The sequence below is a fragment of the Streptomyces sp. NPDC043176 genome, assembly GCF_056436715.1.
The window spans coordinates 89,928-104,900 of the sequence record NZ_JBWKCA010000006.1 but is presented as its reverse complement, the minus strand read 5'-3'; the positions used below and the strand labels follow the sequence as shown (position 1 = coordinate 104,900).

Sequence of the window (14,973 nt, the reverse complement as noted above, 5' to 3'; positions counted from 1 at the left end):
AGTAGGACACGGCCGGCTCCGCCGAGTAGGAAACGGCCGGCTCCGCCGAGTAGGAAACGGCCGGCTCCGCCGAGTAGGTCACGGCCGGCCCTGCCGCACGAGGCACGGCCGGCCCTGCCGCGTAGGACGTCGGTCGGAGCCGCTCAGCACTTTCCGGTCGGTACGGGCGCGGGCTTGGTCAGGGCGACCAGGGCCGCGTCCGCCGTCGTTTTCGGGGACAGCGTCTTGAAGGCGGTCCCGATGATCAGGTCCACGTCCGCGGTGGCGCGGGTGTCCGTCTTGGTCGTGGCGCCCTTGAGCTGGGTGCCGAGGACCGGGAAGGCGCCCTTGGTGGCCGCGGGCGCGCCGAGGAGCAGGCCGGCGCCGGGGACCTTCTTGTCGTAGGCGGTGGGTGCGTTCCCCACCTTGCCGATCTTGAACCCGCGTTTCCTGAGCTCGTCGGCGGTCGTCTTGGCGAGGCCGCTGCGCGGGGTCGCGTTGTAGACGTTGACCGTGATCTGCCCGGGCTTGGGGAGGGCGACGGCGGGCACGGTGGTCGCCTTGGCGACGGGCTTGCAGTCGGCCTGCTTGCCGGCGGCCGCCCTGGTGCCCTCGTCACCGGAGAAGACGTCGACGAGCTGGAGCGTGCCCCAGCCGGCCGCACCGAGCACGGCCACCGCGGCGGCGGACGCGAGGACGATCCTGCGCCGGCGGTGGGGGCGGCGCATGCGAGGGTAGACGTCCCCCGTGATGCGGTACTTTCCGCCCATTCCTGGGGGAGTGAGCATGCTCATGAACGCAGCGTAGTGCCGCCCGTCGGCGATGCCTACTTGATGATCATGTGATCGCGTCCGGATGGGGGCGAACTGACCTCGAAAGGGTCAGCGCGCAAGGGCCGAGCGGCCCCGTCTCAGTCCATCTCGAGGACGCGGGCGTGCAGCACCTGTCGCTGCTGGAGCGCCGCGCGGACGGCGCGGTGCAGCCCGTCTTCCAGATAGAGATCGCCGCGCCACTTCACGACGTGCGCGAAGAGGTCGCCGTAGAACGTGGAGTCCTCGGCGAGCAGCGTCTCCAGGTCCAGCTGGCCCTTGGTGGTGACCAGCTGGTCGAGGCGGACCGGGCGCGGGGCGACGTCCGCCCACTGCCGGGTGCTTTCCCGGCCGTGGTCGGGATACGGCTTTCCGTTACCGATGCGCTTGAAGATCACACGGAAAGCCTACCGGGCGAGCGGCTTCCGGCGCAGCCACGCGCGACCGGTGGGATGCTGGTGCAAACTGTGACAAAACCGAAATCGGGGTGCCGTCATGAGCGTGAGCGAGCAGCCGTCGGACGCCGGAGCGACCGAGCCCGCCCCGGCGCCCCGGGCCCCGGAGGCACAAGGCGCGGCCGCCGTGGCGGGGCCCGCCGCCGAGATCGCCGCCGGGTACGCCTTCGACGGTCCGGCACTCGATCTGGGGGCCCTGCTCTGGGACGGCGCGTGTCACCCGGACGCGCCGGTCCGCGTCCCGCTGCCGGTCCTCAACCGCCACGGTCTGGTCGCCGGCGCCACGGGCACCGGCAAGACGAAGACGCTCCAGCTGATCGCCGAGCAGCTGTCCGCCCACGGCGTGCCGGTGTTCCTCGCCGACATCAAGGGCGACGTCTCCGGGATCTCCGCACCCGGCGAGGACGGCGAGAAGGTCGGGCGGCGGGCCGCCGAGGTCGGCCAGGAGTGGCGGGCGACCGGCTTCCCCTGCGAGTTCTACGGCCTCGGAGGGCTCGGTCCCGGCATCCCGGTGCGCGCCACGGTGACCGGCTTCGGCCCCGTGCTGCTCTCGAAGGTCCTCCAGCTGAACCGGACGCAGGAGCAGTCGCTGGGCCTGATCTTCCACTACGCCGACGCCAAGGGCCTGGAGCTGGTCGACCTCAAGGACCTGCGGGCGGTGGTGGCCTTCCTGGTCTCGGACACCGGGAAGGCCGAGCTGAAGGGGATCGGCGGGCTCTCCACGGCCACGGCCGGGGTGATCCTGCGGGCGCTCACGGCCTTCGAGCAGCAGGGAACGGGCGGCTTCTTCGGGGAGCCGGAGTTCGACACGAGCGAGTTCCTGCGGACGGCGGCGGACGGGCGGGGGGTCGTCTCGGTCCTGGAGCTGCCGGCGGTGCGGGACAGACCGCAGCTGTTCTCGACGTTCCTGATGTGGCTGCTCGCGGACCTCTTCAACGACCTGCCGGAGGTCGGCGACCTGGAGAAGCCGAAGCTGGTCTTCTTCTTCGACGAGGCGCACCTGCTGTTCAGCGGGGCGTCGAAGGCGTTCCTGGAGTCGATCACGCAGACGGTGCGGCTGATCCGCTCGAAGGGCGTGGGTGTCTTCTTCGTGACGCAGACTCCGAAGGACGTGCCCTCGGACGTGCTCGCGCAGCTCGGCAACCGGGTGCAGCACGCGCTCCGCGCCTTCACCCCGGACGACGCCAAGGCCCTCAAGGCGACCGTGCGGACCTTCCCGCACTCGCCGTACGACCTGGAGGAGGTGCTCACCGGGCTCGGGACGGGCGAGGCGGTGGTCACCGTACTGAGCGAGAAGGGGGCCCCGACGCCGGTGGCGGCGACGCGGCTGCGGGCGCCGGAGTCGCTGATGGGCCCGGTCGACGCGGCGGCCCTGGACGCCGCGGTGAAGGCCTCGCCGCTGTACGGGCGGTACGCGGAGGCGGTGGACCGCGAGTCGGCGTACGAGAGGCTGACCGCCGAGCAGCGGGCGGCGGAGGCGGCGGCCCTGGAGGCGGCGGCCGCGAAGGAGGCCGAGAAGACGGCTGAGGAGGCCGAGAAGGCCGCGGCGAGGGCTCCCCGTGAGAAGGAGGAGCCCTCGCCGGTCGAACAGGTGATGGGCAGTGGGGTCTTCAAGTCCCTGGCCCGGTCGATCGGCACCCAGCTGGGCCGGGAGATCAGCCGCTCGATCTTCGGTACCGCCCGCCGGAGGCGCTGACTACTCGGTCACCTCGTGGTGGTCGTCGTGCAGGCCGCCGCCGCTGCCCGTGCCGCCGGTGGTCGGGACCGAGACGACCGGCTTGCGCAGCGAGGAGATGTCGTGGGCGTAGGTGCCCACGGCGTTGGCGATGACCTTGATGTTGGCGTCGAAGGCCGTCATGTCGATGTTCTTCAGGTCGTCGCCCTTGGCGTGGTAGTTCACGTCGTAGGCGACGCCCGCCGTACCGCCGAACAGGGCGGCCTGGGCGGGGGTCTTGATGCCCTCGGCGCCGGTGAAGGTGCCGCCCGAGGGGATGCCGACCTCGATGAACGGGCCGTAGTCGGAGCGGCCGGTGAAGTCGGTGCCCTCGTGCGGGAGGCCGCGCTTGTCCATGAAGTCGGTGATGTCGCGCTCCAGCTGGGCGGAGCCCTCGGGGCCCGCGCCGGCGCCGACGCCGTCCGAGTCGTCGCCGTCGTAGACGAACAGGCCGTAGTTCGGCGAGGCGATCATGTCGAAGTTGAGGTAGAGCTTGATCTCGCTCTTGTCGAGCGCCGTGAGGGTGTTCACGTAGTGCTCGGAGCCGAGGAGGCCGTTCTCCTCCGCGGACCACCAGGCGAAGCGGACCTTGTTGCGGACCTTGTCCTTCGACTTGGCGAGCTCCAGGGCGGTCTGGAGGAGGCCGGCGGAGCCGGAGCCGTTGTCGTTGATGCCGGGGCCCGCGGTGACGGAGTCGAGGTGCGAGCCGAGCATCACGGTGTCGGCGGCGTTGCCGCCGCGGGTCTCCGCGATGACGTTGTTCGTGGAGCGGAGCTCGCTGAGCTGGCGGATCTCCAGGGAGAGCGAGACCGGGCCGTTCGCGAGGTCGGCGGCGAGCGCGTTGCCCTCGGCCTGGGTGAGACCGCCGGTCGGGATCTTTCCGGCGGCCGCGTCGCCGAGGGTGCCGGAGAGGGCGCCGTCGGTGTTGTTGTAGATGACGGCGGCGGCGGCACCGGCCGCGGCGGCGTTCTGCTGCTTGATCGCGAAGGTGCAGCCGCCGCGCTTGATCAGGGCGATCTTTCCGGTGAAGGTGCCGGAGGCGAAGTCGCCGGGCTCGCAGCCGTTCGTGCCGTCGGCGTCGACCGGCGCGGCCGCGAGGGCCGCCGTGATGCCGCCGACCGGGGTGGACTTGGTGTACGTCATCGCCTTGATGTCGAGCGCGCGGGGCGCGGGGGCGACGACGGAGGCCTTCTCGGCGAGCGTCTGCGTGTACTGGAACTCGAACTTCTGGTACCGGACGTCGTATCCGGCCTTCTTCAGCTGCGTGTACACGTACGCGGCCGAGGCGTCGTGGCCGAGGGAGCCGGCCGCGCGGTGACCGCCGGCCGAGTCGGCTATCGCCTGGAACTTCTGCAGGTGCTTGTAGGCGTCCTGGGCGGTGGTTTCGCGGACCAGCTTCTTCGCCAGCTTGGCGGCATCGCGGGCGGGTGCGGCCGTGGGGTCCTGTCCCGCGGTGGCGGGGGAGGCGAGGACCAGCGGGGTGGCGAGGGCGGCGGCGGCCAGGATGGCCGCGGCACGGCGCTGGGATGCGTTCACAGAAGTCCTTCCCGTTACGGACGAGGTTGAGGGGAAGTTAGCGATATCGGGGGCATTCTGTGAACAGGTTCTTCGTAATTCCTGTCAACCTGAACAGGATTGACATGTGGAATTATCAATTCCCGGTGGGTTTCCCCTCCTTGGCGGCTTTCGCCACCTTCCTCTCCTGCTGGGGCGCCCGCACCCCGTACTGCTTGCCGAGAGGGATCTCGGGCGTCTTGGCCGCGGGACTCATACCCCGATCATCACACCGCGACGGGGCACCCGCCCGACGGACTCACCCCTTCGCGAACGACCCCGCGCCCGCCGAAGCCGGCCATGGAGGGCAGCCCCCGCCGAAGCCGGCCATGGAGGGCAGCCCCCGCCGGGGCCGGCCGTGGAGGACGACAGGTCCTGCCGGGCCGGTCCCGCGGCGCCGGTCGTCCGCTAGCTGCCCTTGACGCGTACCGCCGGATCCTCGCACCACTCCAGGAGCGAGTCCCATTCCCCGTACCCCGCGTCGAGGTCGAGGTGCGCGCCCGCCGGGACGCGGTCCATGTCCAGGCCGAGCGGGGTGCCGTAGTGCACGTCCGCGCCCTCGGGGCAGTACGGGTCCCCGTCGCCGTACACGAGACGGGCCTCCAGGCCCGGCTCCGCCAGGTCGAGCCCGTCGGCGAAGGCGGCGATGGCGGGGATCGAGGCGGTCACCGCCGGCGACGGCGGCGAGACCAGGAGCACCCGGTCGGCCGCCGGCCGCCGCTCACCCGCCCGCAGCCAGAGCAGGACCGCCAGGCTGTGCGCGACCACGACGAACTCGCCGTCGGCCGGCCGCGCCCCGTTCTCCTCCAGGGCCGCGAGCCAGTCCGCGGGGACGGGCGCGTCCGGGTCGGGCAGCTGCGGGTAGCGGACCTCGTGGCCGCGCTCCCGGAGCCGCCCGGCGAGCCAGTGCTGCCAGTGACCGGGCGGGCGGTGGTTCTGGAAGCCGTGGAGGATCAGGTACGTGGTCATGGCCCTGATCCTCGGGTCCCCGCCCGCTCCGGTCCACCACCGTCCACGGACCGGGCGCCCACCACGGGGGCCGGCCGCCGAGGCCCTCCGGCGGGTGGCGGGCGGTCGGCCTCCGACGTACTGCCGCGGGTGGCCGGTGGTCGGCCTCCGACGTACTCCTGAGTGTGGTCAGCCTCCGACGTACTCCCGCAGGTGGCGGGCGGTCAGGGTGTCGCCGTGCTCGACGAGCTGCGCCGGGGTGCCCTCGAAGACGACGCGGCCGCCGTCGTGGCCGGCGCCGGGGCCGAGGTCGACGAGCCAGTCGGCGTGGGCCATGACGGCCTGGTGGTGCTCGATGACGACGACGGTGTTGCCCGCCTCGACGAGTCGGTCGAGGAGGGAGAGGAGCTGGTCGACGTCGGCGAGGTGCAGCCCGGTGGTGGGTTCGTCGAGGACGTAGACGGCGCCCTTCTCGGCCATGTGGATGGCGAGCTTGAGCCGCTGGCGCTCGCCGCCGGAGAGGGTGTTCAGGGGCTGGCCGAGGCGCAGGTAACCGAGGCCGACGTCCTTGAGGCGGCCGAGGATCGTGCGGGCCTGGCCCTTCGCCGTGAAGAAGTCGTACGCCTCCTCGATCGACAGGGACAGCACCTCGTGGATGTTCTTCCCGTCGAGCTCGTACGTGAGGACCTCGGGCGTGAAACGCTTGCCCTCGCACTTCTCGCAGACGGAGGCCACGCCGGCCGCGATGGCCAGGTCGGTGTAGATGAGTCCGAGGCCGTTGCAGTTCCCGCAGGCGCCCTCGGAGTTGGCGCTGAAGAGGGCCGCCTTGACGCCGTTGGCCTTGGCGAAGGCCGTACGGATGGGGCCGAGGAGCCCCGTGTACGTCGCCGGGTTCGAGCGGCGCGAGCCGCGGATCGGGGACTGGTCGGCGACGACGACGCCCTCGCGGCCCGGCAGGTTGCCGTGGATCAGGGAGGACTTGCCGGAGCCCGCCACGCCGGTGACCACGGTCAGGACCCCGGTCGGGATCTCGACGGTCACGTCCTTGAGGTTGTGCTGGGTGGCCCCGGCGATGGTCAGCGCGCCGGTCCGGGTCCGCACCTCCGTGCGGAGCTTCGCCCGGTGCGAGAGGTGGTTTCCGGTGAGGGTGCCCGAGGTGCGCAGGCCCGGCACGTTGCCGCTGTAGCAGATCTCGCCGCCCGCGGTCCCGGCCCGCGGCCCGAGGTCCACGACGTGGTCGGCGATCTCGATGACCTCCGGCTTGTGCTCGACGACCAGGACGGTGTTGCCCTTGTCGCGCAGGCGGAGCAGCAGGTCGTTCATGCGGCGGATGTCGTGCGGGTGCAGTCCGGTCGTCGGCTCGTCGAAGACGTACGTGACGTCGGTGAGGGGCGAGCCGAGGTGGCGGACCATCTTCACCCGCTGGGCCTCGCCGCCGGAGAGCGTGCCGGACGCCCGGTCGAGGCTGAGGTAGCCGAGGCCGATCTCCACGAGCGAGTCGAGCAGGTCCCGCAGGCCCGCGAGGAGCGGGGCGACGGAGGGGTCCTCGATCCGGCGCACGAACGCGGCGAGGTCGCTGATCTGCATCGCCGAGCACTCGGCGATGTTGACCCCGTCGATACGGGAGGACAGCGCGGCCCGGGTGAGCCGGGCGCCCTCGCACTCGGGGCAGGTGCGGAAGACGACCGCCCGGTCGACGAAGGCCCGGATGTGGGCCTGGAGCGACTCTCGGTCCTTGGCGAGGAACAGCCGCTGGACCTTCGGCACGAGGCCCTCGTAGGTGAAGGTGTTGCTGCCCACCTTCACCTTGCAGGTCGGCTTGTGGAGGAAGGCCTCCCACTCCTCCTCGGTGAAGTCCGCGAGCTTCTTGTCGGCGGGGTAGAAGCCGGACTCGGCCATGATCCGCCAGTACCAGGAGTCCACGGCGAAGTTCGGGACGGTGATCGCGCCCCCGGCGAGGGTCTTCTCGCGGTCCACGAGCTCGTCGACGTCGATGTCCGAGACCTCGCCGGCGCCCTCGCAGCGCGGGCACATGCCCTCGGGGAGGTTGAAGCTGAAGGCCCCGGACGTGCCGACGTGCGGGGTGCCGAGGCGGCTGAAGACGATCCGCAGCATCGTGTACGCGTCGGTGGCCGTGCCGACGGTGGAGCGGGAGTTGGCGCCCATCCGCTCCTGGTCGACGACGATCGCCGCGCTCAGGTTGTGCAGGCCGTCCACGTCCGGGCGGGCGAGCGACGGCATGAAGGACTGGAGGAAGGCGCTGTACGTCTCGTTGATCAGGCGCTGCGACTCGGCCGCGATGGTGCCGAAGACCAGGGAGGACTTTCCGGAGCCGGAGACCCCGGTGAAGACGGTGAGGCGGCGCTTGGGGAGGTCGACGTCGACGTTCTTGAGGTTGTTCTCGCGGGCCCCGCGGACCTGGATGACGTGGTGTCCGTCCGCGGCGGCGGGCTGCTCGGTGCCGACGGGGTGGCCGGGGTGGTTCGTGCCGACGGGGTGGTTCATGGGTGCGCCCTCCGGTGGTCGTCCCGTACTGGGACGGACAGGGTACTCTATACAGCGTACAGAGATATGGCTTAGCGCCTCTGACCTGCGAGAATGAGTGCCATGGCGACGACCGGCGGGAAGAACAGCAGCGGGGCCGGCGACCCGGCCCGCACCCTGGAGCTGCTCTGGCGCGACAGCGCCGCGGCCCCCGCGGCGCGACGCGGCCCGCGCCCGGGCCTCACGGTCGACGCGGTCGTCGACGCCGCCCTCGCCCTCGCCGACGGCGGCGGCCTCGACGCCCTGACCATGCGCGCCGTCGCCCAGCGCCTCGGCGTCACGCCGATGACCCTCTACACGTACGTCCCCGGCAAGAGCGAACTCCTCGACCTCATGCTGGACACCGTCTTCCTGCGGATGGACCGCCCGCCGTTCGCCCCCGGGCAGCCCTGGCGCGACCGCGTCACCTCCGTCGCCGACGCCAACCGGGCCCTGCACCTGCGCCACCCCTGGCTGGTCGACCTGCGCATCGTCCGCGCCCCGCTGGGCCCCGGCGTGATGGCCAAGTACGAGTACGAGCTCGCCGCCTTCGAGGGCCTCGGCCTCGACGACGTGGCCCGCGACTCCGCCCTGACCTTCGTCCTCGGCTCCGTACAGGCCGGCGCGCGGGCGGAGCTGGACGCGCGCGCCGTCGAGCGGGAGAGCGCGATGTCCGACGGCGAGTGGTGGGCCGCCCACGAGCCCCTCCTCGCCCGCGTCTTCGACGGCGCTCGCTTCCCCCTCGCCTCCAGGGTCGGAGAGGCGGCGGCCATCGCCTACAACGGCCTGTACGACGCGGAACACGCGTACGCCTTCGCCCTCGCCCGGGTCCTGGACGGCCTGGCGGCGCTGGGGAACCCGTAGAGGAGAAGGCGGACGCGGGGTTCAGTCCCGCAGGGTCAGCAGGGTCCGCAGCCCCGTCTTGAGGCGGTCGGCCGAGAGCTCCTGCTCGACCGTCAGGTGGTGCATGACGTCCGGGGAGAACGACGCCAGCAGCAGGTGCGCGAGGAGCGTGCTGTCGGAGCCCGGCCTGAGCTGCCCGATGAGCAGGGCCACGTGCGTGTGCATGACCCGGTAGGCGCCGCTGTGGTAGCGGGCGCCGGGCCCGGCGGAGTGCGCGGCGAGGAGCAGGGCGCGCTGCTCCTCGACCCGGTCGACGAGGGCGTCGAGGAAGGCGTCGAGCCGCTCGGCGGCCGGGGCGCCGGGCCCCAGCGGCGGCGGCCCGCCCATGTACGCCTCCTGGAACTGGCGCTCGCGGTCGTCGAGGAGCGCCCACAGGAGCTGGGAGACGTCGCCGAAGCGGCGGTACGCCGTGCCGACGCCGATGCCGCACGCCTGGGCGACCTGGTTCATGGTGACCGCGTCGGGGCCCTTCTCGGCGACGATCCGGGCCGCGGCGTCGAGGATCCTGCGGCGGTTGCGGGCGGCGTCGGCGCGCTCGGGGGCGGGGGAGCCGACGGTGGGGAGCAGTCCGGGGGCCGCCGGGGGCGCCGTCTCGCGCGCCACCGCTTCCCCGCTTCCGGCCTGCGGTTTCTCCGTGCTCATCTGCCGACTCCCGCTCTTTCTTTCCGTCCGGCCGTGTTCCCCCCAGGTCGCCTCTCGTTGTTGAGCATACCCGCCCCTCTTGCGAACCGGATAGCGATCCGTTTAGTCTCGAGACGTCGAAGCGGAAAGTAATCCACTTTGCGGGATCGAGGAGAGTTCGCCATGTCCGTCAAGGTCGCCGTCATCTACTACTCGGCCACGGGTTCCGTCCACCAGCTCGCCCAGGCGGTCGCCGAAGGCGCCGAGAAGACCGGCGCCGAGGTGCGCCTGCGCCGGGTGCCCGAGCTCGCGCCCGACGCCGCCATCGACTCCAACCCGGCCTGGCGCGCCCACGTCGACGCCACCCGCGACGTGGAGATCGCCACGCTGGAGGACCTGGAGTGGGCCGACGCGTACGCCTTCGGCTCCCCGACCCGCTTCGGCAACGTCTCCGCGCAGCTGAAGCAGTACATCGACACCTCGGGCGGGCTCTGGCAGCGCGGCGTCATGGCCGACAAGCCCGCCACGGCCTTCACCAGCGCGCACAACGTCCACGGCGGCAACGAGTCGACACTGCTCGCCCTCTACAACACCTTCCACCACTGGGGCTCGGTCATCGTCTCCCCCGGCTTCACCGACCCCGCCGTCTACGCGGCCGGCGGCAACCCCTACGGCACCGCCCACCCCGGCGCCAACGGCGCCCCCACCGAAGAGGTCCTCCAGGCCGCCCGCTACCAGGGCACCCGCCTCACCCGCATCGCCAAGCGCCTCAAGGGCCTCGCGGACGACTGACGGCGCGCACCGGCACGCACTGGCGCGCACCGGCACGGACCGGCGCGCACCGGCGCGGAGCGCCACCGGAAGCGCAGCGGGCCCGGAAACGCGGCGGGCGCGCCCGAAAACGCAGGGGCCCCGGAAGCGCAGGGGGCCACCGGAAACGCGGCGCGCACCGGAAACGCGGAGCGCCCCCAGGCCTTCCCGGGGGCGCTCTCCGCGTCTCTCTCCGTGCGTCTCCCCGGCTGCGCCAGGGACACCCCGGCTATGCCAGGGACAGGAACAGCTTCTCCAGCCGGGCGCGCATCGCGTGCGGGTCCTGGCCGTCCTTGCGCCCGTCCTCGATGTCGGTCAGGCACTGCTGCAGCCCGGTCGCGATGATCGCGAAACCCGCCCGGTCGAGGGCCCGCGAAGCCGCCGCCAGCTGGGTCACGACCTCCTCGCAGTCGCGCCCCTCCTCGATCATCCGGATCACCCCGGAGATCTGGCCCTGGGCCCGGCGCAGCCGGTTCAGCACGGACTTCAGCTCGGCGCCCGCGAGATCGAGTTCCACAGCGACTCCTCCACAGATACCCCAGGGGGTAATTTACTCCCCCACGCGGGGTCCCGTCGAAAACCAAGGATGACACCTGGCCCGAACTCGTTCCTCCGGGCAGGCCCACCCGGTGGGGTCCCGCGTGGCACCGAGGGGAAGGGGAGTCAGCGTGCCGCTGCGGTTTCGGCGGCGGCACGCGCCCTGGGCGCCCGGCGCTGCTCGAACTGGCCCAGGTGCGTCACCACCGAGGCGTAGAAGCGGTCGACCGCCTCGTCGATGCTGCGGATGAACCCCGACTCCGTGCCGCCCCGGCTGTTGCCCATCCCCTTGAAGAGCGAGAGCCGGAAACCGGTGATGACCGCCCCGTCCTTGGGGAGCAGGTCACCGGGCTCGGGGCGCAGACGCTCCAGGGTGCCCCGGGGCCCGTTCCGGCCCTCCAGCAGCGTCTCCACGTGCAGGTCGGCGGGGGCTTCGTCCAGGACGCGCAGGAGCCGCTTCGCGACCGACAGGGGGTAGGCGCCGTCCGGTGGAACGAAGCCCCGCTCGGACCCCGAAGGGCGCGCTCGGGGCTTCTGCCGTCCGGCCGACGCGGATCAGTCCTGGCCCGACCCCTGGCCCGACGGTCAGTCCTGGCCCGACGGTCAGTCCTGGCCCGACGGTCAGTCCTGGCCCGACGGCCAGTCCTGGCTCGGCGATCAGTCCTGGCTCGGCGCCTCGCCGACGGGGCGGATGACGACGGGGTATTCGGGGGAGCCGGGCGGGACGGGGCAGCGGGCGACCTGGGCGGCGATCTCGGTGACGCGGTCGAGGGAGGGGCAGTCGAGGAGCCAGTAGCCGGCGAGGACTTCCTTGGTCTCGGCGTAGGGGCCGTCGGTGACGACGGGTTCGCCGTCGCCGTCGACGGTGACGAATCGGGTCGTGGAGGGGGCGGCGAGACCCTGGGCGTCGAGCATCTCGCCGGTCGAGGCCAGCTCCTCGTTGATCGTGTTCATGTGGTCGAACATGGCCTGGATCTGCGCCTTGTCCCAGACGGGGCTGCCGGCGGAGCCGCGCCCCTCCATGCCCTCGTAGTCGGCCTGCGACCCCTGGACCATCACCAGGTACTTCATGACGTCCTCCTCGTTGGGTAGGTACGTCTTCCGGGGAAGACGTGCTCTCGCAGGAGAGTCGGAGCCGGCGGCCGGTTCTCGACACCGCGCGGGCATTCACCTCAAAAACGGGAGAAATCACCCGGCCGCTTCATGATTCCGGTGTGAACCCATTCACCTTCTCCGCCGCCTTCATCGCCTTCTTCTCGGTCGTCGGCCCGCCCAAGGTCCTCCTCGCCTTCGCCGGCCTCGCCCAGGTCCACCCCACCCGCCAGCTGCAGAACATCGCCCTCGTCTCCTCGGGCGCGGCCGTCCTCGTCGGCCTGGTCACCGGCATCACGGCCCCCTGGCTCCTCGACCTCTTCCACATCAGCACGCCCGCGCTCCAGCTCGCGGGCGGCGTCATCTTCTTCGTCTACGCCGTCGGCCTCGTCCTCGGCGTCCACCTCGGCTCCGACGGCCCCCATCAGGACGCCCCCGACCTGGTCAGCGGCGTACGCGAGCTGCTCATGCCGTACGTGGTGAGCCCGCTCGCCATGACCGCCGTACTCATCGAGGCGGCGGCCCGCGACTCCTTCACCTGGCGTTCGACGGTCGTCGGCGCGTACGTCGCGGTCATCGCCCTCGACGTCATCTGCGTCATGGTCCTGGCCCGCGTCCTGCGCCGCACCCACCACGCCACCATCGAGCTCCTCGGCCGCCTCCTGGGCCTCCTCCTCGCCGCCGTCGGCGTCGACCTCGTCCTCGACGGGCTCTACGACCTCGGCGTCTCGGGCCTCGACCTACGGCACTGACCGGCCGCTCGGCACCTCGGGCCACCGCCCCACGGCAGCCCGACCCCGCCCGAGGACCGCAACCGCCTCAGCCCGCAGCGCGCTCGCCCAAAGGCCGCCTCCGCAGCTCCGGTTCGGAGAGTACGGGCGAACGCCAGGCGCCATCCGGCTGGTACAGGTTCGTGCCGGGCGGGACGATCGCGTCGATCCGGTCCAGGACCTCGTCGGTGAGGACGACGGGCGCGCCCTTCAGGAGACCGTCCAGCTGATCCATCGTGCGCGGGCCGATGATCACGGAGGTGACGGCCGGGTGCGCGGCCACGAAGGCGATCGCGAGCTCGGGCAGGCTGCAGCCGATCTCGTCCGCGAGCGCGACGAACTCCTCGACGGCGTCGAGCTTGGCGGCGTTGACGGGCAGGGTGGGGTCGAAGCGGTGCGGGGTCAGCGCGGGCCGCCCGCTGGTGAGGTCGATGGGGGCGCCCTTCCGGTACCGGCCGGTGAGGAACCCGGACGCGAGCGGGCTCCAGGTCAGCACGCCCATCCCGTACCGCTGCGCCACGGGCAGTACGGACGCCTCGACGCCCCGCGCGAGGAGCGAGTACGGCGGCTGCTCGGAGCGGAACCGGCGCAGCCCGCGCCGCTCGGCGACGGCGTGCGCCTCGACGATCTCCTCGGCCGGGAAGGTGGAGCAGCCGAACGCCCGGATCTTCCCCTGGGTGACCAGGTCGCCGAGGACGTCGAGCGTCTCCTCGATGTCCGTCCGGTGGTCGGGCCGGTGGACCTGGTACAGGTCGATCCAGTCCGTCCCGAGCCGCTGCAGGCTGTTCTCGACCGCGAGAGTGATCCAACGGCGCGACGAACCACCCTTGTTGGGCCCCCCGCCGCCCATCGGGAAGTACACCTTCGTGGCGAGGACGGTCTCCTCCCGCCGCCGCGGATCGCGCAGCGCCTTGCCGACGATCTCCTCGGACTCCCCGGCCGAGTACATGTCGGCCGTGTCCACGAAGTTGATGCCCTGGTCCAGGGCGGCATGGATGATCCGTACGGACTCCCCGTGGTCCGGATTCCCCACCGCCCCGAACATCATCGTGCCGAGGCAGTACGTGCTGACGTCGATCCCGGTCCCGCCGAGTACCCGATAGCGCATGCGCGCACTCTAGGAATTGGAGTGCACTCGAAGGCAAGAGCGAAAGCGGACGCCCTACGGGGGAGCCCCACCGCCCCGGCGCCCCGGGGGAGTTCCCCAGGGGGAGCTCCTTTGCCCCGACGCTTTACGGCGGGAGACCCCTCGCCCCCGCCGCCTCACGGGGGAGTCCTCCTGCCCCCGACGCCCTACGGGGAGTCCCCGCCCCCACCTACGACGCGAGGAACTCGCCGATCAGCCCGCACAGGACCCCGGGCTGCTCCAGGTGCACGTCGTGCCCCGTACCCGGCACGCTCGCGCCGTGCAGCCCGGGCCGGAGCCGGGCCATCTCCGCGTACTCCTCACCGCCGATGATCCCGCCCCGCGCTCCCTCGCCGACGACGGCGAGCACGGGGCAGGAGACAGCCGCCCACTCCTCCCAGAACGCGCGCGCCGCGATCTCGTCGAGGGACCGCACCATGAACTCGGGATCGAACCGCGGCCACAGCCCGCCGTCACGCTCCTCGAGCCCGCTCGCCCACCCTTCCCCCACGGCGTCCTTCCCGCCGCCGAGGTACGCCACGGCAGCCTGCCGCGAGGCGAACGGCACCGGCCACCCCCTCAACCAGCCTCCGACCCCCTCCTGCGTGCCCGGCTCCGCGCCCCCGGGCCCCGCCTCCACCAGGACGAGCGCCCGCGGCAGCTCCGGACGGGCGGCCGCGGTGAGGAACGCGGTGTGCCCACCGAGCGACTGACCGACCAACACTGGGCGTTCAAGCCCGAGTTCGGAGACCACGGCGACGACATCGGCGACGTACGCGGCCCGCGAGGAGTCCTCGGGCCACCGCTCACTGCCCCCGTGCCCGCGCTGGTCGAGGGCGACGACCCGGTGCCCGGCATCCCTCAGCAGCCGCGCGGTCGCGTCCCACTCACCGGCGTGCCCGGCGAGCCCGTGCAGCAGCAGTACGTCGACCCCGGTGCCACCCCAGTCACGGCAGACCAGCCGTACGCCGTCCCGCACCACGACCCGCTCGGACCACGAAGAGGAATCCATCCCCGCATCCTCTCCCGCGAGCAGAGGGAGACCGCCAGGGGGCCTGCTGCCGAGGAGCCCCGCCGGGGGTTCGGGGGTTGCTGGGTTCCTGTGGGCCGGGCAGCCCAGCCCCCGACGGCC

15 protein-coding genes are annotated in these 14,973 nt (G+C 72.1%); 4 read left to right on the top strand and 11 right to left on the bottom strand.

The window, feature by feature from the left end; genetic code table 11:
* Window positions 1-143 precede the first annotated feature (143 nt).
* Window positions 144-773 carry a LytR C-terminal domain-containing protein gene (locus tag AC067A_RS11820; protein WP_478618004.1) on the bottom strand — a complete coding sequence of 210 codons (630 nt, stop codon included), beginning with the start codon at window positions 771-773 and terminating at the stop codon, window positions 144-146.
* A gap of 116 nt (window positions 774-889) precedes the next feature.
* Window positions 890-1,186, bottom strand: a complete 297-nt coding sequence (locus AC067A_RS11815) for a type II toxin-antitoxin system VapB family antitoxin (RefSeq protein WP_017240525.1) — start codon at window positions 1,184-1,186, stop codon at window positions 890-892.
* A gap of 97 nt (window positions 1,187-1,283) precedes the next feature.
* Between AC067A_RS11815 and AC067A_RS11810 the strand changes: the two genes are divergently transcribed.
* A complete protein-coding gene (locus AC067A_RS11810) occupies window positions 1,284-2,939 on the top strand; it encodes a helicase HerA-like domain-containing protein (protein ID WP_478618000.1) in 1,656 nt (551 codons plus the stop codon).
* Here the strand turns inward: AC067A_RS11810 and AC067A_RS11805 are convergent, their stop codons facing one another.
* The 3 genes from AC067A_RS11805 to AC067A_RS11795 all read right to left on the bottom strand — a co-directional run bounded on the left by AC067A_RS11805 (window position 2,940) and on the right by AC067A_RS11795 (window position 7,964).
* Entirely contained in the window at window positions 2,940-4,493 is a 1,554-nt protein-coding gene (locus AC067A_RS11805) for a M28 family metallopeptidase (RefSeq protein ID WP_478617998.1), read from the bottom strand. It abuts the gene before it with no gap.
* A gap of 426 nt (window positions 4,494-4,919) precedes the next feature.
* On the bottom strand, window positions 4,920-5,480 hold the full coding sequence (locus AC067A_RS11800) for an RBBP9/YdeN family alpha/beta hydrolase (RefSeq protein ID WP_478617995.1): 561 nt from the start codon (window positions 5,478-5,480) through the stop codon (window positions 4,920-4,922).
* Between the two features lie 168 nt (window positions 5,481-5,648).
* On the bottom strand, window positions 5,649-7,964 hold the full coding sequence (locus AC067A_RS11795) for an ATP-binding cassette domain-containing protein (RefSeq protein ID WP_478617993.1): 2,316 nt from the start codon (window positions 7,962-7,964) through the stop codon (window positions 5,649-5,651).
* A 102-nt stretch (window positions 7,965-8,066) separates the two neighbouring features.
* Here AC067A_RS11795 and AC067A_RS11790 point away from each other — a divergent pair, with 102 nt between their 5' ends.
* Window positions 8,067-8,846, top strand: coding sequence for a TetR/AcrR family transcriptional regulator C-terminal domain-containing protein (locus AC067A_RS11790; protein WP_478617990.1), 780 nt, complete (start codon window positions 8,067-8,069; stop codon window positions 8,844-8,846).
* Window positions 8,847-8,867: 21 nt separating this feature from the next.
* Here the strand turns inward: AC067A_RS11790 and AC067A_RS11785 are convergent, their stop codons facing one another.
* Entirely contained in the window at window positions 8,868-9,527 is a 660-nt protein-coding gene (locus AC067A_RS11785; protein ID WP_478617987.1) for a TetR/AcrR family transcriptional regulator, read from the bottom strand.
* A gap of 162 nt (window positions 9,528-9,689) precedes the next feature.
* On the opposite strand from AC067A_RS11785, the gene wrbA reads away from it, so the two are divergent.
* Window positions 9,690-10,298: an NAD(P)H:quinone oxidoreductase gene (gene wrbA, locus AC067A_RS11780; RefSeq protein WP_478617985.1), complete on the top strand. Its 609-nt coding sequence runs from the start codon at window positions 9,690-9,692 to the stop codon at window positions 10,296-10,298.
* Between the two features lie 247 nt (window positions 10,299-10,545).
* Here the strand turns inward: wrbA and AC067A_RS11775 are convergent, their stop codons facing one another.
* The 3 genes from AC067A_RS11775 to AC067A_RS11765 all read right to left on the bottom strand — a co-directional run bounded on the left by AC067A_RS11775 (window position 10,546) and on the right by AC067A_RS11765 (window position 11,924).
* A complete protein-coding gene (locus AC067A_RS11775; RefSeq protein ID WP_478617982.1) occupies window positions 10,546-10,833 on the bottom strand; it encodes a metal-sensitive transcriptional regulator in 288 nt (95 codons plus the stop codon).
* Between the two features lie 146 nt (window positions 10,834-10,979).
* Entirely contained in the window at window positions 10,980-11,267 is a 288-nt protein-coding gene (locus AC067A_RS11770) for a hypothetical protein (RefSeq protein ID WP_478617979.1), read from the bottom strand.
* Between the two features lie 243 nt (window positions 11,268-11,510).
* Entirely contained in the window at window positions 11,511-11,924 is a 414-nt protein-coding gene (locus AC067A_RS11765; RefSeq protein ID WP_478617976.1) for a YciI family protein, read from the bottom strand.
* 143 nt (window positions 11,925-12,067) lie between these two features.
* Between AC067A_RS11765 and AC067A_RS11760 the strand changes: the two genes are divergently transcribed.
* Window positions 12,068-12,697, top strand: a complete 630-nt coding sequence (locus tag AC067A_RS11760; protein ID WP_478617973.1) for a MarC family protein — start codon at window positions 12,068-12,070, stop codon at window positions 12,695-12,697.
* Window positions 12,698-12,764: 67 nt separating this feature from the next.
* Here AC067A_RS11760 and AC067A_RS11755 read toward each other — a convergent pair whose 3' ends face one another.
* Together AC067A_RS11755 and AC067A_RS11750 are read right to left on the bottom strand one after the other, a co-directional pair.
* Entirely contained in the window at window positions 12,765-13,823 is a 1,059-nt protein-coding gene (locus AC067A_RS11755) for an aldo/keto reductase (protein WP_478617970.1), read from the bottom strand.
* A gap of 208 nt (window positions 13,824-14,031) precedes the next feature.
* Window positions 14,032-14,853 carry an alpha/beta fold hydrolase gene (locus AC067A_RS11750; protein ID WP_478617968.1) on the bottom strand — a complete coding sequence of 274 codons (822 nt, stop codon included), beginning with the start codon at window positions 14,851-14,853 and terminating at the stop codon, window positions 14,032-14,034.
* Window positions 14,854-14,973: the final 120 nt, after the last annotated feature.